Origin of the sequence: Nonomuraea sp. NPDC005730 (genome assembly GCF_040630865.1) — a bacterium.
In the GTDB taxonomy this organism is placed as follows: Bacteria; Actinomycetota; Actinomycetes; order Streptosporangiales; family Streptosporangiaceae; genus Nonomuraea.
Map to the genome: position 1 here is coordinate 107,719 of NZ_JBEXYK010000001.1, position 18,476 is coordinate 126,194.

The following is an 18,476-nucleotide window of genomic DNA, read 5'->3' on the forward strand; positions in this document are numbered from 1 at the left end:
AGGGTACGACTCGGAAGGCTGATGGGGACGTGTCAGCAGCGGCGACCCCGGTTGATGCACGAGACGACGAACTGCATCAGCCGATCTGGCATGACGTTGGCGAAGTCCGCGTGGTCGGTGACCGGGTTGTGCTTCTGTTCAGGGAACGCGTCCACGGCGAACGACGGACCCTGTGGAACCGTGTAGGCGAGGAGCATGCGCAGTTGCGGAATCGCCCTGGTGCCTTGCGGACAAGCGCCGTTCTGCCCGGGGAAGACCACGTGCGTGCGGTGATTGGCGCTGTCGGTGTTCTGACCGTCCCAGCAGCTGGGGAAATCCAGAATACGAAGAACCTGACTTCCGCGCGGGCAAAGCGGATATTTATCGAGACTTATGCGATTTGTGAATCCTGTGCAGCTCCAGCGGGCGCGGGCGTTCGCCCCGCCGTTCGTCCCCGCCTTGGCGTCGCCGGTGATCAGGCGCAGGAACCTCGGCATCGCGACGACCCTGGAGGTCGCGTTGCCCCGGAACTGCAGGCTCACCGTACGGGCGCGGATCACCTGGCCCACGTTGCCGTCGGGGTCCTGGACGTTCGCGTCCACTTTGCGGTCGCGCAGAACCGGCCAGAAGTAAGTGGATTTATCCCCTAGGCGGCAGGTGGTGCCGGCGGCGGCCAGGCTCTCGTCGGTGGAGAAGCCGTCCGTGGACAGGTTGCCGACGTAGTCGTGAAGGTGGTGGGCGCCGTTGCTCACGCCGGGGGCCACGATGAAGTTGTCGGGGTTGTTGTGACCGTTGCGGTTGGTGCCGCATTGAGCGACGAACGTGCCGCGTGAGCCGTTCCTGCCGATGCCGGCGTCCAGCCTCAGGGGCTGGACCTGGCGGATGTCCACGAAGTCGGTGACGAACGGGCCGAGGTCCTTGCAGTCGTCGTCCTGAGAGGCCGTGGGCGAGGGGGAGGCGGTCCGGGTCGGCCGGCCCCGCCGGTCCTGCGACTGGTCACCGGGGTCCTGCGGGTCCTGGGGGTCCTGGGGGTTCTGGGGGTTCTGGGGATCTTGGGGGTTCTGTGAGTCCTGGTCGGGGTTCTGGGGCGCGTCCGGGGCGGCCGTGGGGGTGCGCGGCGAGCGGTCGCGCCGGAACAGGGCGTCGCCGGAGTCCTCCGGCTCCGGCGACCGCGCCGGGTCGCGCAGCACGATCCCGCCGCCCTGCACCTGCTGATCGCCGTCCCGCCCCTGCCGGTCCGGCGCCTGCTGATCAGGGAACTGCTGGTCGGGCGCCTGCTGATCCGGCGCTTGCTGGTCCGGCGCTTGCTGGTCGGGCGCCTGCTGGTCAGGGGCCTGCTGGTCGGGGGCGCGGTCGCCCTGGCGGCGGGCGTTGTCCTGGCTCGCCTGGGCGGGGTCGCAGTGGTCGGCCCGCGCCGGCGCCACGCCGATGACGGCGGCGGACACCAGGCCGCCCGCCGCCACGGCAAGAGCGGTCATGGCCGCGGCCATGCGCCCGGTTCTCATGGTTGTCAGCCGTTGCATGGTGGGAGGTACGCGGGCTTACACCATCAGGTTCACCCATGACCGGAGATAGTTAGAAATAACTGGAGTTATCGGAGTGGCTGCCGGACGGATAACGAAGGTGTAAAGATGTGCCCCGTGCTAGGTCACCTCGACGGCAGGTTCGAGAGTGCGGATGCCGAGGCGGAACATCGCATCGCGGTGCTCTACCAGGAGTTCGGCGGCCCTCTGCTGCGCCACGTACGCAAATCGACCGGTAACGATCTGCAATGGGCCGAGGACGTCGTACAGGAGACGCTGGTCAGGGCCTGGCGAAACTCGGCAAGACTGCAATGGGAACCGAGCCTTTTATGGGCGTGGCTGCTGACAGTGGCCCGCCGCATCGTTATCGATGGACGCCGACGGAAGAGCGCCCGGCCTCACGAGGTCGAGCCGCCCGAAGTCGACCAGATGTCGGTGCCGGACGGCTCCGAGCGCGCCCTCTCGGCGATCGTCGTCGCCGACGCGCTGCGCAGCCTGTCCGCCGAACACCGCGAAGTCATTGAGCAGACCTACCTCCGAGACCGTACGATAAGTGAAGCGGCGGAGATTCTGGGGATTCCGCCGGGCACGGTGAAGTCCCGGCTCTACTACGGGATCCGGGCTCTCCGCGAACAGCTGCGGGACAAGGGGGTAGCCGGCTGATGCACGACGGGGTGGCCGCCTACGTCCTCGGTGTCCTCGACGAAGAGGAGCACGAGGCGTTCGAACGCCACCTCGACGCGTGCGAGCGATGTCAGGCCGAGCTCCTGGAGCTGGCCGAGCTTCCCGACCGGCTCGACGACCTCAAGACTGCCCCCTCGGCCTCCGGCGATGATCCCCCCATGTCGATGTCACGTTGACGTCTATGCCCTTTTCGGGTGATATCGGTACGGCGAGGCACACGCCCGGAACCAGGCCGGGCGTTCAGGGGGAGGTGTTCGGTGGGCATCGACGGTGATGCGCCCGTTCCCCCGCGTCGGCGGTCCGGCGGAGAAGGCGACCGGCTGTCGCCCATCTCCGCGGATGTACGCGTCTGCACTACTTCCCCTCGCTATGGGAACTAAGAGCCTGGCTATGGACAGCCATGGCAAACCCTCACAAAGGAGTGAGAGCGAAATGCCGCTCGACGAGGCCAAGGATGAGCTGCTGCAAAGAGCCGCGGAAAGTTGCGCGGTCGGCAGCGAGCACATGAGCGCGGAGGAGGCCCTCTCCTTCCTGCGGTTCTACTACCGCCATGTCGCACCCGAGGACCTGCTCGACCGCAACCCCGTCGACGTGTACGGCCCGGCGATGTCCCAGCGACAGCTCGCCGAGGTACGCCCCCAAGGCCGGGCCGTGGTCCGCGCCTACACCCCCACGCTGGAGGAGAACGGCTGGGACCCGGGGCACTCGGTCGTCGAGGTGGTCACCGACGACATGCCGTTCCTCGTCGACTCGGTCACCATGGAGCTCGACAGGCAGGACATCGGCACCCACCTCGTGGTCCACCCCCAGATGCGGGTGCGCCGCGACATGACGGGCCGGATGCTCGGCCGCGGCCAGGAGGACGTCACCGGCCAGATGCTGGTCGAGTCGTGGATCCACATCGAGATCGACCGCCAGGCCGACCCCGCGGTGCTCAAGCGCGTCGAGGCCGACCTGCAGCGGGTGCTCGCCGACGTGCGGTACGCGGTCGAGGACTTCAGGAAGATGCGGGCCCTGGCCGTCCAGACGGCGGAAGACCTGAGCATGAACCCGCCGCCGCTGGAGCCCGCCGAGGTCGAGGACAGCCTCGACCTGCTGCGCTGGCTCGCCGACGGGCACTTCACGTTCCTCGGCTACCGCGAGTACCGGCTGGAGCACACCGACGAGGGCGAGATGCTGAAGGCCCTGCCCGGGGCCGCGCTCGGCATCCTGCGCGACGACAAGGTGGGCTCCGACAGCTTCTCCGCGCTGCCCGCTGAGGTGCGGGCCAAGGCCCGCGAGAAGCAGCTCGTGATCATCACCAAGGCCAACAGCCGGGCCACCGTCCACCGTGCGACCTACCTCGACTACATCGGGGTCAAGCTGTTCTCGCCCGAGGGCGAGGTGATCGGGGAGCGCCGCTTCCTCGGCCTGCTCACGCACGTGGCCTACAACGAGTCGATCTCCCGGATCCCCGTGCTGCGGCGCAAGCTGGCCGAGGTGCTCAACGCCGCCGGCCACGCGCCCGACAGCCACGACGGCAAGGACCTGATCGAGATCCTGGAGACGTTCCCGCGCGACGAGCTGTTCCAGACCTCGGTCGCCCAGCTCCTCCCGATCGCGCTCGGCGTGCTGCGGCTGCGCGAGCGCAAGCAGGTCAAGCTGTTCCTGCGGCGCGACGACTACGGCCGCTACATCTCCTGCCTGATCTACCTGCCCCGCGACCGCTACACCACCAAGGTGCGGCTGAAGATGCAGGAGGTGCTGCTCAAGGCGCTCGGCGGCAGGTCGCTCGACTACAGCGCGATGATCGGCGAGTCCGTGCTGGCCCGGCTGCACGTGGTCGTGCGCGGCGAGCGGGGCAAGCAGCTCCCCGCGCCGTCCGTGGACGTGGAGGAGCTGGAGGCGCGCCTGGCCGCGCTCACCCGCTCCTGGGAGGACGACCTGGCCACCGCCCTCGACGAGATGACCTCCGAGGAGGAGGCCCCCGCGCTGGCCAGGAGGTACGTCTCCGCCTTCCCCGAGGGGTACAAGGCCGACTTCCCGCCCAAGGTCGCCGTGGTCGACCTGCGCCGCCTGGAGCAGCTCGTCGCCGACGGCGAGGAGGTGGCGATCAACCTCTACGAGCCGTACGACGCCTCCGAGGGCGAGCGGCGGCTGAAGATCTACAAGGTCGGCTCGCCGATCTCCCTGTCGGAGGCGCTGCCGCTGATCCAGCGGCTCGGCGTCGAGGTCGTGGACGAGCGGCCGTACGAGATCGACAGGGACGGCGACGCGAGCACCAAGAACGCCTGGATCTACGACTTCGGCCTGCGCTACACCCCCTCCGGCGAGGTGGACAGGAACGACTTCAAGCGGCTCTTCCAGGACGGTCTGAGCGCCCTGTGGCAGGGCCGCGTCCAGGCCGACAACTTCAACGCCCTCATCCTGCGGGCGGGCCTGACCTGGGAGCAGGTCGAGATCCTGCGGGTCTACGCCAAGTACCTGCGGCAGGCCGGCAGCACGTTCTCGCAGCTCTACATGGAACGCGTGCTGCTGGGCAACGTGCGGCTGGCCCGGCTGCTGGTCCGCCTGTTCGAGGCCAAGCTCGACCCGAGGCGCGGTGACGAGGTGCGGGTCGACCTCGTCGAGGCGCTCAACGAGGAGATCCTGGGCGCCCTCGACGAGGTGGCCTCCCTCGACGAGGACCGCATCCTGCGGGCCTACCTGGAGATGATCCAGGCGACCCTGCGCACCAACTACTTCCAGACGGTCGACGGGCAGCGCAAGCCGTACATCTCGCTGAAGGTCGACCCGCAGGCGATCAGCGTGCTGCCGCTGCCGCGGCCGAAGTACGAGATCTTCGTGTACTCGCCCCGTGTCGAGGGCGTGCACCTGCGCTTCGGCAAGGTCGCCCGCGGCGGCCTGCGCTGGTCCGACCGCATGGAGGACTTCAGGACGGAGATCCTCGGCCTGGTCAAGGCGCAGATGGTGAAGAACACCGTCATCGTGCCCACCGGGTCCAAGGGCGGGTTCGTGGTGAAGCAGCCGCCCGCGTCCGGCACCCGCGAGGACGTGCTGGCCGAGGGCGTGGCCTGCTACCGGATGTTCATCTCCGGCCTGCTCGACATCACCGACAACCTGGTCGACGGCAAGGTCGTGCCGCCGGCCGACGTGGTCAGGCACGACGGCGACGACACCTACCTCGTCGTCGCCGCCGACAAGGGCACCGCCACCTTCTCCGACATCGCCAACAGCGTGGCCAAGGAGTACGGCTTCTGGCTCGGCGACGCCTTCGCCTCCGGCGGCTCGGTCGGCTACGACCACAAGGCCATGGGCATCACCGCCCGCGGCGCCTGGGAGTCGGTCAAGTACCACTTCCGCACCATGGGCGTCGACGTGCAGACCACCGACTTCACCGTGGCCGGCATCGGCGACATGTCCGGCGACGTGTTCGGCAACGGCATGCTGCTCTCCCAGCACATCCGGCTGGTGGCCGCCTTCGACCACCGGCACGTCTTCATCGACCCCACGCCCGACGCGGCCCGGTCGTTCGCCGAGCGGCAGCGCCTGTTCGACCTGCCCCGCAGCTCCTGGGACGACTACGACCCCTCGCTGATCTCCGCGGGCGGCGGCGTGTTCCCGCGTACGGCCAAGTCGATCCAGATCACCCCGCAGATGCGCGAGGCGCTGGGCATCGAGGCGGGCGTCAACTCGCTGGCCCCCAACGACCTGATCAGCGCCATCCTGCGGGCCCCCGTCGACCTGCTGTGGAACGGCGGCATCGGCACCTACGTCAAGGCCGGTTCGGAGTCCCACGCCGACGTCGGCGACAAGGCCAACGACATGCTCCGGGTGGACGCCGCCGACCTGCGATGCAAGGTCATCGGCGAGGGCGGCAACCTGGGCTTCACCCAGCTCGCCCGCATCGAGTTCGCCCTGAACGGCGGCCTGGTCAACACCGACTTCATCGACAACTCGGCCGGGGTGGACACCTCCGACCACGAGGTGAACATCAAGATCCTGCTCGACCAGGTCGTGCGCGACGGCGAGCTGACCGACAAGCAGCGCAACCAGGTCTTCACCTCGATGACCGACGAGGTCGCCGACCTGGTGCTGCGCGACAACCACGCCCAGAACGTGGTGCTCGACGCGACCCGCGCCCAGGCGGTCGACATGCTCCACATCCACGCCCGCTACCTGCGCAAGCTCGAACGCGACGGGCTGGTCAACCGGGAGCTGGAGTTCCTGCCCTCGGACAAGACGCTGGCCGAGCGGCGGCAGGCCAGGCTCGGGCTGACCGCGCCGGAGTTCTCGGTCCTGCTGGCCTACACCAAGCTGGTGGCCGACGCCGAGGTGCTGGGCTCCGAGCTGCCCGACGACCCGTACCTGGCGTCGTGGCTGGTGTCGTACTTCCCGTCGGACCTGCGCGAGCGGTTCCGGACGTACATGGACGCCCACCCGCTGCGGCGCGAGATCATCACGACCTGCGTGGTGAACGAGCTGGTCAACGCCATGGGCACCACGTTCATGTTCCGCTTCGCCGAGGAGACCGGCGCCTCCACGTCCGACATCGTGCGGGCGTACCTGGTGGCCCGGGAGGTCTTCGACCTGCCGAGCTTCTACCGGGCCGTGGAGGCGCTGGACAACGAGGTCGACACCGCCACCCAGATCGCCATGCTGCTGGAGGCCCGCAAGCTGGTCGAGCGCGGCACCCGCTGGCTGCTGGTCAACCGGCGTCCGCCGCTCGACCTGGCCGGGTCGGTCGGCTTCTTCCTCAAGGGCGTCAACGGGCTGTCCGCGCACATCCCCAAGCTGCTCACCGGGCCCGACCTGGCCGCGTACGAGGAGCGCCGCGACTCCTTCGTGGCCCGCGGGGTGCCGCAGGAGCTGGCCGAGCGGGTGGCGGCGATGGTGCCCGCGTACTCGACGCTGGACCTGGTCGAGGTGGCGTCCCTGACGGGCCGTCCGGTGAACGAGGTGGCGGAGGTCTACTTCGACCTGGCCGACCGCCTGCAGCTGGCCCGCCTGCGCGAACGCGTCATCGCCCTGCCCAGGGACAACCGGTGGAACTCCATCGCCCGCTCGGCCCTGCGCGACGACCTGTACGCCGCGCACGCCTCGCTGACGCGTGACGTGCTGGCCCACAGCACGTCCGGCCTGCCCCCCGAGGAGCGGCTGGCCCGGTGGACCGACGGCAACTCGGCCGCCGTGGGACGCGCCCGCCAGACGCTGTCGGAGATCTGGGAGAGCGACCACTTCGACCTGGCGACGCTCTCGGTGGCCCTGCGCGCGATCCGCACGCTGGTGGCCGCCAGCAACCTGCCTCACACGGAGGCGTAGGAACCGCCCGAAGGGGCCCTCACTCGCCGCTGGCGCGGGTGAGGGCTCCGTCGTGGGCGACGACCCGGGCGGCGGCCGGGGCCGACAGCGGGGGCACCGCCGTGGCGTACTGGTGGACCTCGGTGAGCTTGAGGCTGCGGCGCACCGACGAGGTCGAGATGGCCCAGCCCGCCTCCGGCGGCACCGGGATGATGTAGGTGTTGTTGGCGACGGTGCGGGTCGAGGTGTTGCGCGACAGCGAGTACTGGATCAGCGCGCCGCCGTCGGCCGTGCGCAGCGCGTAGACCGGCCAGTTGTCGGCGCTGAAGATCGAGTCGTAGCTGAACCCGTCCTCCCAGGCCGTCTTGCGGGTGTCGGCGATCTGCCTGGCCACGTCCGTCGTGTACGGCCCGTCGGCGAGCAGGCCCGCCGTCACCCCGGCCGACCCGGTCTCGGCCACGCTGGCGTGCACCGGGCCCATGTACTGGGGGCTGATCGTGACGGTCTTGTCGTCGGGCGTCAGCGCGGTGGCGTAGCCGTCGGCGTCGAGCTTGACCTGCGGCAGCCTCTGCCCCGGCAGGAGCTGCGCGGCCGAGCTGAGCAGCCAGTCGTCGCCGCTCTTGGCGAACGTCAGCAGCGTCGGCTGCCCGTTGCGCGTCGCCAGCGCGCTGAACCAGGGCGCCCGCTCGCCCTGGGCGAACCTGGGCACGTAGAGGGTCGGCGAGCCCCAGGCGTAGCGCGGCGGGCGGTCGCCGGTGGACTCGAAGGCGGCCTGCGTGAGCGCCAGCTGCCCGCCGCTGACCAGGTCGCTGTCCAGGTTGAGCCGCCCCGGCACGGGGCTCTCCACGCGCAGCACGTCGTCGGTGGGCAGGATCTCGGCGACCGCCTCGGCCGCCTCCTGCCGCGTGACGGCGGGCGCGGGGACAGTGGGCGAGGGGCTCGCCGCGCTGGTGGCGGCGGCCTTTCCCGAGGGCCCGGCGGGGGACGTCTGGGCCGGGCCCGTGCACGCGGCCGCCGTGGCCAGCACGCCGACGGCGAGCGCCAGCATCTTCCCCCGACCGTATGCACGCACCTCGCCATGTTATTCGTGCACGCGAGGGTCGCGTACCCTAGGGAGACGTGGCAGGCATCGATCCGGCAGAAGAGATCAACGAGCTCGCGAACACGCTCCGCAGCATCCAGGACGTGCTCGACCTCGACGCGATGCGCAAGCAGATCGAGGAGCTGGAGCAGCAGGTTGCCGCCCCAGACCTGTGGGACGACCCCGAGCAGGCGCAGAAGGTCACCAGCAAGCTCTCCCACCTCCAGGGCGAGCTCAACCGCGTCGAGGGCGTCGCGCGCCGTCTCGACGACCTGAAGGTGCTCTACGAGCTCGCGGACGAGGAAGGCGACGACGACACGCGCCTCGAGGCCGACAAGGAGCTGGAGTCCCTCAAGACCGACATCGGCGCCCTCGAGGTGCGCACGCTCCTGTCGGGCGAGTACGACGCCCGCGAGGCGCTCGTCACCATCAACTCCCAGGCAGGTGGCGTCGACGCCGCCGACTGGGCCGAGATGTTGCTGCGCATGTACCTGCGGTGGGCCGAGCGCAAGGGCTACTCCACCGAGGTCTACGACACCTCCTACGCGGAGGAGGCCGGCATCAAGTCGGCCACGTTCACCATCAAGGCCCCCTACGCCTACGGCACGCTGCGCGGCGAGCACGGCACCCACCGGCTGGTCCGCATCAGCCCGTTCGACAACCAGGGCCGCCGCCAGACCTCGTTCGCGGGCGTCGACATCGTGCCGGTCGTCGAGCAGACCGACCACATCGACATCAACGAAGACGACCTGCGCATCGACGTCTACCGGTCCTCGGGCCCCGGCGGCCAGGGCGTCAACACCACCGACTCGGCGGTGCGCATCACCCACCTGCCGACCGGCATCGTGGTCTCCTGCCAGAACGAGCGCTCCCAGCTCCAGAACCGCGCCTCGGCCATGAACGTGCTCCAGGCCAAGCTGCTGGAGCGCAAGCGGCAGGAGGAGGCGGAGAAGATGTCGGAGCTGCGTGGCGCGACCACCACGTCATGGGGCACGCAGATCCGCAACTACGTGCTGCACCCGTACCAGATCGTGAAGGACCTGCGCACGGGCACCGAGGCGGGCAACCCGTCGGCGGTGCTCGACGGCGACCTCGACGGGTTCATCGAGTCGGAGATCCGCTGGATGCGCAGGGCGGAGTCAGGCACCGACTAGGTGCCTGAGCACCAGCGTCGCGAAGAGCAGTACGAGGAGCAGGACGGCGACGAGAGCGGGTGACAGTCCGGCGAAGCCGTGATTGTGCATCCGCTCCCTGTTGGCTCGGCAGAGGGGGCAGCGGCCCTCGATCACGGGGTGGGCGCACTGCGCGCATACGAGGTGTTCACAACTCATGACAGCCCCAAGTCTAGCCGCACAATCGTTTTGTTTCCGTTATGGACGTTCCATGCCAGTCTTCCCCCTAGACTGTCGTCTGGCCAATCGGAACGTCGATCATCAGTAAAGACGGCGCCCCCGATCGGCCGGCGGCGGGAAATGGGCATGTGCCACCCTCGCTTCCGTCCTGACCCCTAGACTGGCATGCCGTGATGCTCTCGTGATCCATTTCGATAATGTCACCAAGGTCTACGCGAACCAGAACCGGCCCGCTCTCGACCACGTCTCCGTCGACGTGGACAAGGGCGAGTTCGTGTTCCTCGTCGGCCCTTCGGGGTCAGGCAAGTCCACGTTCCTGCGTCTGGTCCTGAAGGAGGAGCGGCCCAACTCCGGGGCGATTCACGTCGCCGGCAAGGATCTGGCCCGCCTCTCCAACTTCAAGGTGCCTCACCTGCGCCGCCGCATCGGCTGCGTCTTCCAGGACTTCAGGTTGCTCCCGAACAAGAACGTCTACGAGAACGTGGCGTTCGCCCTAGAGGTGATCGGCAAGCCCCGGCGGTTCATCCGCAAGGTCGTGCCCGAGGTCATCGAGCTGGTCGGCCTGGAGGGCAAGGCCCATCGCATGCCCGACGAGCTGTCCGGCGGCGAGCAGCAGCGTGTCGCCATGGCCCGCGCGTTCGTCAACCGGCCGATGATCCTGCTGGCCGACGAGCCCACGGGCAACATCGACCCCGCGACGAGCATCGGCATCATGAAGGTGCTCGACCGCATCAACCGAACTGGCACCACGGTCGTCATGGCCACGCACGACGCGGCCATCGTGGACTCCATGCGCAAACGCGTCGTCGAGCTGGAGGACGGGAAGATCGTCCGTGACCAGTCGCGTGGCGTGTACGGCCAGGCGTACTGACAGGGAGCGGCAGACAGAACATGCGGGCGAACTTCATCTTCTCCGAGGTCTGGATCGGCCTCCGTCGCAACCTGACCATGACGATCGCGGTCGTCATCACCGTGGCAGTCGGCATGGCGATGCTGGGCGTCGGCCTGATGATCAACGCCCAGGTCTCCATGCTCAAGTCCTTCTGGTTCGACAAGGTCGAGATCTCGGTCTTCCTGTGCACCAAGGGCACCGCGATCCCCGAGTGCAACGGCAAGGCCGTCACGCCGGCCCAGACCAAGGCGTTGAAGGACCGTCTTGAAGGCCTCCAGGGCGTCAAGGAGGTCTTCTACGAGAACCAGAGCACGGCGTACGAGAACTTCAAGACGGCCTACCAGGCCAGCCCGACGCTCGTCCAGGCCACCAGGGTCGAGGACATGCCGCAGTCGTTCCGCGTGAAGCTGGTCGACCCCGACAACTACCAGCCGGTGATCGACGCCGTGAAGGGCCAGCCGGGCGTGTCCCAGGTGATGGACCACAAGCAGCTCATCGGCAAGTTCTTCGACCTGCTCGACAAGTTGTCCTTCTACGCGCTGGCCGTCGCCATCGTCCTGGTGCTGGCCGCGGCGCTGCTGATCGGCAACACGGTCCGGTTGTCGGCGTTCAACCGGCGCCGGGAGACGGGGATCATGCGCCTGGTGGGCGCCTCCAACCTCTACATCCAGCTGCCGTTCGTCATGGAAGGCGTGATCGCCGGCCTGATCGGCGGCGTCTTCGCGGCCATCATCCTGATCGTGACCAAGGTCCTGCTGTTCGAGGAGATCGCCGGCTACTTCGGCAGCGGCATGGCCCAGCTCGGCTGGGACGCGGTGGCCCAGACCATCACGCTGACCATGGCCATCGGCGTCGTGATCTGTGTGCTGGCCTCGTTCGTGACGCTCCGCCGATACCTCAGGGTGTGAGGAATCGCCGGTAAGGTCGAAGCATGCCACGTGAGACCGGGCGGAAGGTCATCGCCCAGAACAAGCGGGCCCGGCACGACTACCACCTTGAGGACACCTTCGAGGCGGGGCTCGTGCTCCAGGGCACGGAGGTGAAGTCGCTCCGCGAGGGCCGCGCCTCGCTCGTCGACGGCTACGCCAGCATCGACGGTGGCGAAGCGTGGCTGCTCAACGTGCACATCCCCGAGTACACGCAGGGCACGTGGACCAACCACGCCGCCCGCCGCAAGCGCAAGCTGCTGCTGCACCGCAAGGAGATCGAGAAGCTGGCCGCCATGACGAAGGAGGGCGGCCTCACGATCATCCCCACGGTCCTGTACTTCCAGGACGGCCGGGCCAAGATCGAGATCGCCGTCGCCCGGGGCAAGAAGGACTGGGACAAGCGGCAGTCGCTGGCCGAGCAGCAGGCCAAGCGGGAGATGGCGCGGGCCCTGCGGCACCGCAACCGATGAGAGCGGCGGCACTCTAACCGATGACACGCGCGCGCCGCACCCTTGCCGCGACCGTCACCCTGGCGGTCGCGAGCATGACGCTGACCGGCTGCTTCGAGGAGTCCTCGCCGCACGACGCGGTGCGCGACTTCCTCGTGGGCTGGCAGTCCGAGGACTACGCCCTGGCCGCGGGCCGCACCGACGGCGACCCCGCCAAGGTGGGCAAGGCCCTGGCCAACGCCAAGCTGGAGCTCGACGCGGCCTCGTTCCGCTTCAAGATCAAGAGCGTGAGCCTGAACGGCGAGGAGTCCAAGGCCGACTTCCGCGCCGAGGTCGACCTGGGGGAGAACACCCCGCTCTGGGCGTACGACGGCTCGCTGCCGCTGCACCTGGTCGACGGCAGGTGGAAGGTGCGCTGGTCGCCGTCGGTGCTGCATCCGCAGCTCAAGGAGGGCCAGCGGTTCGCGGTCGAGACCAACCCCAAGCCGCGCCAGCCCGTGGTCGACCGGGCCGACGACCCCCTGCAGAACGAGCTCTACGTCTACGTCGTGGGTGTGGTGCCGTCCGAGCTGGGCGGCCGGGCCGAGGACGTCGTGGCCAAGCTGTCGGCGATCACCGGCTACGCCCAGGACCGACTGCTGAGCCGGATCAGGTCCTCGCCGCCCGACAAGTTCGTGCCGCTGGTCACGTTCGGGCGCTCGCGTTACCTGTCGATGAAGTCGAAGCTGGCCGGCATCTCCGGCATCCAGACCGACCCGCAGCCGCAGCCCATCGACCCGGCCGCCCCGAAGCAGATCGTCGGCAAGGTCAGCGCGCTCACCCCCGAGGACGAGCAGAAGCTCGGCGGCCCTCAGCGGGCCGGCGACTCGATCGGCCAGAGCGGCCTGCAGCAGGCGTACCAGGACTATCTGACCGGCTCCACCGAGACCAGGGTGATCACCCTCGATCTCAAGACCGGCCGGCAGGTGGCCGAGCTGCAGGAGTGGCCGGGCCGCCAGAACGTCTCGGTCAAGACCACGATCGACAGCCGCGCCCAGGCGGCGGCCGAGCGGGCGGTGGCCGAGACGGCCACCAGCGCGCTGGTGGCCGTGCAGCGCGACACCGGCGAGATCCTCGCGGTCGGCGCCAGCGGGCTCAACCAGGAGAAGGACGCGCTGGCGGGCAGGTTCCCCGCGGGCACGGCCTTCTCGATCGTGGCGGCCGACGCGCTGATCAAGAGCGGCGTCAGCACCAAGCAGCGGCTGGCCTGCCCGGCCGAGCGCACGGTGGGCGGCGCCAAGTTCGTGCACACCAGCCAGACCGCCGGGGTCACGTCGTCGTCCACGTTCCAGGACAACTTCGCCAAGGGCTGCGTGACCGCGCTGGCCTCACTGGCCCGCCGGGCCAGCGCCGGCGGCCTGGCCACGAGCGCCAAGGCGTTCGGCATCGGCGAGCCGTGGCGGTTGCCGCTGAAGTCGTTCAGCGGGGCGATGCCCGAGTTGTCCAGCGACGCCGACAAGGCCAGGGCCATCGCGGGCCAGACGGTCGAGGTCAGCCCACTGTCGATGGCGCTGGTCGCGGCGGCCGTGGGGTCGGGCACCTGGCGGCCGCCGGTGCTCGTGACCGCGCCCACGTCGCCCGATCCGGCCGCTGAGGTCGTCCCGGCCAAGCAGCCGGCGCCCGTCCCGATGGACCCGAAGGTGCGCACCGCGCTGACCGCGATGATGCGCGCCGGCGCGGCCGGCAGCCCCGCCCAGGCGGGCCGGGGCAGGGTCTATGGCGTGCGCGCGACGGCCGGCACCCAGGACAAGCCGATGACCTGGTTCGTCGGCTGGCAGGGGGACGTGGCGATCGCCGTCCTGGCCAAGAACTACGACGCGGCGGCCGTCGCGGGCAGCTTCTTCGCGGGCCTTCGTGACTCCGCGTGAAAATCTTGTGACGGCGAGCAACCGTTCCGGGTGGCGGCTGCGTCTTACTGAATGACTGGGCCCGCTCGGGGGGTTGCGGACTCAGTCGCCGTGATGAGATCAGGACTTCATCTCGGGGGAAGTCCTGCCGTCCGGACCGGCTCGACCCTGCCGGTCGGCCCCCGGGAGCGCGTGCTGCTGTGCCACGCTCCCGGGGGTTTCGCCATGCTGGAATTAAGTTGGCGTTGGGGGCGTTGTCCCCTGTAGATTCAGTGTTGCTCGCCTCTGTGTGATCAGCGTGAGGCGTGTTGACAACTGCACAGGGGGTGACTGGCTTCGACTTCGATCTTGCAAGCCAGGTGAAGCGGGCCGAGGACTGCGGACATAACCTCGTTAATCCTGTGACCGCAAAACAATAAGTGCCAATTCCAAGCGCACTGAGGTCAGCCAGGGTTCCCTGGCTCTCGCTGCCTAAGTAGCGAAACCTCTGTCAGCCCGGGAGTGCCTTCGGCCCGGTGTCTGGCATCGTTAGAAGGCTCAACCGATCGACCCGGCCACGGGGGAGATCGGGAAATCAAACAGTGGCTGAGCCCGTCGGCGACTCGCCTGTGTGATCGCCGGGGCTGAGAAAAGCACAACAGGCTGCGCCCGGAGAAGCCCTGACTTGAGGTTGAAGGACGCGGGTTCGATTCCCGCCACCTCCACGTGATCAAAAGCCTCCGACCTGCCGATCACCTCGGCGGGTCGGAGGCTTTTCGCTGTCCAGGGGCGTGCCGGCGAGGTCGGTCACCACCCATCCGAGGGCCCAGCCGGCGGTGCCCAGGCCCAGCACCAGCAGCGCCCACAGGAGCCGGCCGCCGCGGGTCGCGCCGAGGACGGACACGCCGCGGGTGGCCCTGATCACGATGACCAGGTAGCCGAGCAGGGCCGCCACGCCCAGTGCGGCGGCGGCGAGGAACACCGCCTCGCTGCCGGCGAACAGCACGGCCGGCAGCACCAGCCACGCCGTCGGCAGGAAGACCGAGCCCGCCGCCCAGGCGCCGGCGAGATGGGCCAGGACCAGCAGCGGCCGCGACGCGACCGCGCCGGGTGGACGGTCGCTCCCGATGTCCGTGCGCACCCCGGTCTCCGTTCCTCGTGGCAGCCGTCGCCCCTGTGCCGGACGACTGCCGGGCGGCGCGGGTTCGGTCAACGGGACCGTTCGAGAGTGGTCTTGATGTGCCGGTTGCGCATGGTGATGAGGTGGGTCATGTGGCGGCGCAGGACCAACAGCTCGGCCAGACGGCCCAGGGGGCCGGCGGGGGCGGCGAAGTCGACGACGTCGGTCATGAGGGTGGCGCCCGCGTGCGGCGCCGCCTCGAAGCGGTGTTCGTGACGCCAGTGGCGGAACGGCCCGGACACCTGCTCGTCCACGAAGTACGCGGGCCGCTCCCAGGCGCTGATCGTCGAGGTCATCCGCCAGGTGAGGCCGAAGTGCCTGGCCTGCCAGGTGACCTGGTCGCCGAGGCCGAGCAGGCCCGTGGTGACGCCGGCGACGGCGCGTTCCGACGAGACGGCCATCGACGCGGTGTGGGTCTCGACCGACAGCGACGTGTCGAAGAGCACGTCAGGGGGAGCGAAGACCAGGGTCACGGTCTCGAAGCGTGCCATGGCGGCATCCTAGGGACCCCGGCGGGTGCGGGGCCGAGGGGGATCGGCTGCCGGGCTGGTGGGGGCAGTCGGCGTACTCGTCGAGGCGTCGGAACATGGCGGCCAGCATGAGCGGGAACATCGCGACGTGCGCGACGAGCATCAGGACGCCGCCGTCGATGACGTCGAGCCAGAGCAGCGGATAGAGCGGCACGATCGGGACGAACATCGCCGCGCACATCTCCAGCGTCGGCGGCCAGCGGTGGCCGCGGAAGCGCATCCACACGGCCATGCCCACCGACATGTCGACGGCCATGATCAGGTACGCGAGCTCGGGCGACTCGTCGTGGGAGACGGAGAGGCCGACGGCCGACTGGAGGGCGCCGAGCGCGAACATGCCGACGAACATGGCGACGATCATCTCCACGTAGTGGAGGGCGAACTTCGACCAGCGGCGTCCGGTCGCAGAGGGGGTCGCGGGTGCAGGGGGCGTCGGTGTCATGGTTCCGACTGTGGCCGGATGGGGGGACGGGGAGGAGAGGGCGAAGCCGTACATGTCCGGAAACTTGGGTTCTTTGTCTTCCGGACCTACAGTCGTGCCATGGAGTACCGGCGGGTCGTGGTCGTCGCCTACGAGGCGGCCGAGTTGCTCGACATCGCGTGCGTCACCTCGACGCTGGAGAACGCGAACTGGCACGGCGCCTCACCGTACTACCAGGTACGGCTGGCCACCCCCGGCGGCCACCCGGTGACCACCGCCGGAGCGCTGGTGCTGCAGGCCCAGCTCGCGCTGGAGCGGATCACCGGGCCGGTCGACACGCTCATCGTCTCCGGCGGCACCGGTCACGTGGACGCCGCCGCGAACCCGCTGGTCGTCGGCCATGTCCGCAGGCTGGCGCGGGAGAGCAGGCGGGTCGCGTCGGTGTGCACCGGCGCGTACGTGCTGGCCGCCGCGGGGCTGCTCGACGGCAGGCGTGCCACCACCCACTGGCGGGAGGCGGCCGACATGGCCGCCCGCTACCCGCGCGTCACCGTGGACCCCGCCCCGATCTTCGTCCGGGACGGCGAGGTGGCCACGTCCGCGGGGGTCACCGCCGCACTCGACCTCACGCTCGCCCTGGTCGAGGAGGACAACGGTGCCGAACTGGCCAGGACGGTGGCCCGCGGCATGGTCACCTACCTGCAACGGCCGGGCAACCAGGCCCAGATGAGCATGTTCGTCAGCCCTCCGGCGCCCGCCGACGGCCTGGTCAGGCGGGCCGTCGAGCACATCTCCGCGAACCTGGCCGCCGACCTCACCGCGGCCACGCTGGCCGCCGCGGCGGGCGTCAGCGAACGCCACCTGACCCGGCTGTTCCTCAAGCATCTGGGGCAGACGCCGGGCAGGTTCGTGCGGCGGGCCCGTACCGAGGGGGCGGCGCATCTGCTGGCCTCGACCTCGTTGCCCATGTCCGCGATCGCCGCGCGTTGCGGGTTCGGGACGGCCGAGACGCTGCGCCAGGCGTTCGTGGACCGGTACGGCATCCCGCCCTCCCGCTACCGGCTGACCCAGTCGTCCGCGGCCGGTTGATCGGGATTTATCCGGCCCGAAATGAGCAATCCGGGCTAGGGTGTCTGACTTGGGCCTTTTCTGAGCATTAAGGTGATCAGCAGATGCGAAAGACGATCGTGCTCATCGGGGCGGCCGTCGTCCTGTCAGGGTGTGGCATGTTGCCCGGCGGGCAGCCGCAGACCGCCGCCAAGGAGGCGGGCACCACCGCCCCCGCGCCGCCGCAGAGCGCACCTCAGCAGACCGCGCCGCCGCAGGCGGACGTGGTCATCGCCACCCGTGCGGCCAAGGTCGGCTCCGGCGGCCAGTACGGCGAGGCCCGCGTCGACATCACCGCCCTCAAGCGCCAGGGCAGGACCGTCACCCTCAACTGGACGATCACCGCCGTCGACGGCAAGGTCAATGTGCACAACGGCCTGGGCGGCGGCGTGCTCGACTACACGGTCTCCAACGTCTCCCTGATCGACCCGGTGAACGCCAAGCGTTACCGCGTCGCCCGCAACGGCACCGGCGCCGACGCCACGTGCGTGTGCTCCGGCACCCAGGGCCAGTTCCTGGAGGCCGGGAAGTCCAGCACGCTGTACGCGGTCTTCGCCGCCCCGCCGCCGGAGGTCACGAAGGTCAACGTCGAGATGCCGATGCTGGGCGTGCTCACCGATGTTCCGCTCTCTTAGCCTCGCGCTGGCCCTCGTCCTGACGCCCACGCCCGCCCCGGTCCCGTCCGATGCCGTGGGCCCGGTGGAGGACCTGGTGCTGCCGGTCGAGGACATCGTCGGCGAGGTCGAGTCCATGGACGGCGCGCAGAGCGAGATCAAGCAGGGCCGCAAGGTGACGGTCGCGCTGACCAGCGACGTGCTGTTCGCGCTGGACAAGTGGCGGCTCACGCCCAAGGCCAGGAAGCGGCTGGCGGACGTGGCCGCGAAGGTCGAGGCGGAGGGCGCGGGCGGCCTCGTCAGGATCGAGGGGCACACCGACGACCAGGGGAGCGACGCGTACAACCTGGCGTTGTCGCGGCGGCGTGCGCAGGCCGTGCGCGCGGCCCTGGGGAGCCTGCTCGGCGGCGGGAACGCGACCCTCCAGGCCGCCGGATACGGCGAGACGCGGCCCAAGCTGCCCAACCTGGTCGAGGGCAAGCCGGTGGAACGGAACCGGGCGAAGAACCGGCGCGTGGAGATCGTCTTCACGGCCCGGCAGTGACGCACCGTCATCTCGCCCTGTCTCGCCTTGGGTGACGACCCGCCCG

At 69.4% G+C, this 18,476-nt stretch carries 16 protein-coding genes and 1 other RNA gene; 12 read left to right on the forward strand and 5 right to left on the reverse strand.

Annotation, left to right across the window (positions count from 1 at the left end; all coding sequences use genetic code 11):
- Nucleotides 1-32: 32 nt before the first annotated feature.
- Nucleotides 33-1,457, reverse strand: a complete 1,425-nt coding sequence (locus ABZ444_RS00500) for a DUF1996 domain-containing protein (RefSeq protein WP_357990601.1) — start codon at nucleotides 1,455-1,457, stop codon at nucleotides 33-35.
- 153 nt (nucleotides 1,458-1,610) lie between these two features.
- Here ABZ444_RS00500 and ABZ444_RS00505 point away from each other — a divergent pair, with 153 nt between their 5' ends.
- The 3 genes from ABZ444_RS00505 (at nucleotide 1,611) to ABZ444_RS00515 (ending at nucleotide 7,487) form a co-directional block, all read left to right on the forward strand.
- Nucleotides 1,611-2,165 (forward strand): sigma-70 family RNA polymerase sigma factor, encoded by a 555-nt coding sequence (locus tag ABZ444_RS00505; RefSeq protein ID WP_352321706.1) that lies wholly within the window; start codon nucleotides 1,611-1,613, stop codon nucleotides 2,163-2,165.
- A complete protein-coding gene (locus ABZ444_RS00510) occupies nucleotides 2,165-2,362 on the forward strand; it encodes a zf-HC2 domain-containing protein (protein ID WP_352321708.1) in 198 nt (65 codons plus the stop codon). Before ABZ444_RS00505 ends, ABZ444_RS00510 begins: the two co-directional genes overlap by 1 nt.
- A 256-nt stretch (nucleotides 2,363-2,618) precedes the next feature.
- A complete protein-coding gene (locus ABZ444_RS00515; protein WP_357990605.1) occupies nucleotides 2,619-7,487 on the forward strand; it encodes an NAD-glutamate dehydrogenase in 4,869 nt (1,622 codons plus the stop codon).
- Between the two features lie 19 nt (nucleotides 7,488-7,506).
- Here the strand turns inward: ABZ444_RS00515 and ABZ444_RS00520 are convergent, their stop codons facing one another.
- The gene (locus ABZ444_RS00520) at nucleotides 7,507-8,538 is read right to left on the reverse strand and encodes a hypothetical protein (RefSeq protein WP_357990608.1); all 1,032 of its coding nucleotides are present in this window, start codon (nucleotides 8,536-8,538) and stop codon (nucleotides 7,507-7,509) included.
- A 47-nt stretch (nucleotides 8,539-8,585) separates the two neighbouring features.
- On the opposite strand from ABZ444_RS00520, the gene prfB reads away from it, so the two are divergent.
- From prfB to ssrA, 6 genes are all read left to right on the forward strand, one after another.
- Nucleotides 8,586-9,701, forward strand: a complete 1,116-nt coding sequence (gene prfB / locus ABZ444_RS00525; RefSeq protein ID WP_357990611.1) for a peptide chain release factor 2 — start codon at nucleotides 8,586-8,588, stop codon at nucleotides 9,699-9,701.
- Between the two features lie 379 nt (nucleotides 9,702-10,080).
- Nucleotides 10,081-10,770: a cell division ATP-binding protein FtsE gene (gene ftsE / locus ABZ444_RS00530; RefSeq protein ID WP_020541427.1), complete on the forward strand. Its 690-nt coding sequence runs from the start codon at nucleotides 10,081-10,083 to the stop codon at nucleotides 10,768-10,770.
- A 20-nt stretch (nucleotides 10,771-10,790) separates the two neighbouring features.
- Complete coding sequence (gene ftsX, locus ABZ444_RS00535; protein WP_357990614.1) at nucleotides 10,791-11,699, forward strand: permease-like cell division protein FtsX; 909 nt, start codon at nucleotides 10,791-10,793, stop codon at nucleotides 11,697-11,699.
- 23 nt (nucleotides 11,700-11,722) lie between these two features.
- On the forward strand, nucleotides 11,723-12,190 hold the full coding sequence (gene smpB, locus ABZ444_RS00540; protein ID WP_357970350.1) for an SsrA-binding protein SmpB: 468 nt from the start codon (nucleotides 11,723-11,725) through the stop codon (nucleotides 12,188-12,190).
- A gap of 20 nt (nucleotides 12,191-12,210) precedes the next feature.
- Nucleotides 12,211-14,076: a penicillin-binding transpeptidase domain-containing protein gene (locus ABZ444_RS00545; protein ID WP_357990617.1), complete on the forward strand. Its 1,866-nt coding sequence runs from the start codon at nucleotides 12,211-12,213 to the stop codon at nucleotides 14,074-14,076.
- 301 nt (nucleotides 14,077-14,377) lie between these two features.
- Nucleotides 14,378-14,762, forward strand: a transfer-messenger RNA (tmRNA) gene (gene ssrA / locus ABZ444_RS00550).
- 2 nt (nucleotides 14,763-14,764) lie between these two features.
- Here ssrA and ABZ444_RS00555 read toward each other — a convergent pair.
- The 3 genes from ABZ444_RS00555 to ABZ444_RS00565 all read right to left on the reverse strand — a co-directional run bounded on the left by ABZ444_RS00555 (nucleotide 14,765) and on the right by ABZ444_RS00565 (nucleotide 16,186).
- Entirely contained in the window at nucleotides 14,765-15,175 is a 411-nt protein-coding gene (locus ABZ444_RS00555; protein ID WP_357990620.1) for a hypothetical protein, read from the reverse strand.
- 68 nt (nucleotides 15,176-15,243) lie between these two features.
- A complete protein-coding gene (locus ABZ444_RS00560) occupies nucleotides 15,244-15,705 on the reverse strand; it encodes an SRPBCC family protein (protein WP_357990623.1) in 462 nt (153 codons plus the stop codon).
- The gene (locus ABZ444_RS00565) at nucleotides 15,662-16,186 is read right to left on the reverse strand and encodes a hypothetical protein (protein ID WP_357990626.1); all 525 of its coding nucleotides are present in this window, start codon (nucleotides 16,184-16,186) and stop codon (nucleotides 15,662-15,664) included. Before ABZ444_RS00565 ends, ABZ444_RS00560 begins: the two co-directional genes overlap by 44 nt.
- A gap of 99 nt (nucleotides 16,187-16,285) precedes the next feature.
- On the opposite strand from ABZ444_RS00565, the gene ABZ444_RS00570 reads away from it, so the two are divergent.
- From ABZ444_RS00570 to ABZ444_RS00580, 3 genes are all read left to right on the forward strand, one after another.
- The gene (locus tag ABZ444_RS00570) at nucleotides 16,286-17,254 is read left to right on the forward strand and encodes a helix-turn-helix domain-containing protein (protein WP_357990630.1); all 969 of its coding nucleotides are present in this window, start codon (nucleotides 16,286-16,288) and stop codon (nucleotides 17,252-17,254) included.
- An 83-nt stretch (nucleotides 17,255-17,337) separates the two neighbouring features.
- Nucleotides 17,338-17,907 carry a lipoprotein gene (locus ABZ444_RS00575; RefSeq protein WP_357990632.1) on the forward strand — a complete coding sequence of 190 codons (570 nt, stop codon included), beginning with the start codon at nucleotides 17,338-17,340 and terminating at the stop codon, nucleotides 17,905-17,907.
- Nucleotides 17,891-18,430 carry an OmpA family protein gene (locus ABZ444_RS00580; RefSeq protein ID WP_357990636.1) on the forward strand — a complete coding sequence of 180 codons (540 nt, stop codon included), beginning with the start codon at nucleotides 17,891-17,893 and terminating at the stop codon, nucleotides 18,428-18,430. Before ABZ444_RS00575 ends, ABZ444_RS00580 begins: the two co-directional genes overlap by 17 nt.
- The last annotated feature ends 46 nt before the right edge of the window (nucleotides 18,431-18,476 follow it).

Excerpts from the sequence above, each read along its gene's own strand:
- ABZ444_RS00510 (WP_352321708.1), top strand. The coding sequence starts at position 2,165 with ATGCACGACGGGGTGGCCGCCTACGTCCTCGGTGTCCTCGACGAAGAG.
- ABZ444_RS00580 (WP_357990636.1), top strand. The coding sequence starts at position 17,891 with ATGTTCCGCTCTCTTAGCCTCGCGCTGGCCCTCGTCCTGACGCCCACG.
- ABZ444_RS00545 (WP_357990617.1), top strand. The coding sequence starts at position 12,211 with ATGACACGCGCGCGCCGCACCCTTGCCGCGACCGTCACCCTGGCGGTC.
- ABZ444_RS00565 (WP_357990626.1), bottom strand. The coding sequence starts at position 16,186 with ATGACACCGACGCCCCCTGCACCCGCGACCCCCTCTGCGACCGGACGC.
- ABZ444_RS00500 (WP_357990601.1), bottom strand. The coding sequence starts at position 1,457 with ATGACCGCTCTTGCCGTGGCGGCGGGCGGCCTGGTGTCCGCCGCCGTC.
- ABZ444_RS00560 (WP_357990623.1), bottom strand. The coding sequence starts at position 15,705 with ATGGCACGCTTCGAGACCGTGACCCTGGTCTTCGCTCCCCCTGACGTG.
- ABZ444_RS00570 (WP_357990630.1), top strand. The coding sequence starts at position 16,286 with ATGGAGTACCGGCGGGTCGTGGTCGTCGCCTACGAGGCGGCCGAGTTG.
- ABZ444_RS00505 (WP_352321706.1), top strand. The coding sequence starts at position 1,611 with ATGTGCCCCGTGCTAGGTCACCTCGACGGCAGGTTCGAGAGTGCGGAT.
- ABZ444_RS00575 (WP_357990632.1), top strand. The coding sequence starts at position 17,338 with ATGCGAAAGACGATCGTGCTCATCGGGGCGGCCGTCGTCCTGTCAGGG.
- ftsX (WP_357990614.1), top strand. The coding sequence starts at position 10,791 with ATGCGGGCGAACTTCATCTTCTCCGAGGTCTGGATCGGCCTCCGTCGC.
- ABZ444_RS00515 (WP_357990605.1), top strand. The coding sequence starts at position 2,619 with ATGCCGCTCGACGAGGCCAAGGATGAGCTGCTGCAAAGAGCCGCGGAA.
- smpB (WP_357970350.1), top strand. The coding sequence starts at position 11,723 with ATGCCACGTGAGACCGGGCGGAAGGTCATCGCCCAGAACAAGCGGGCC.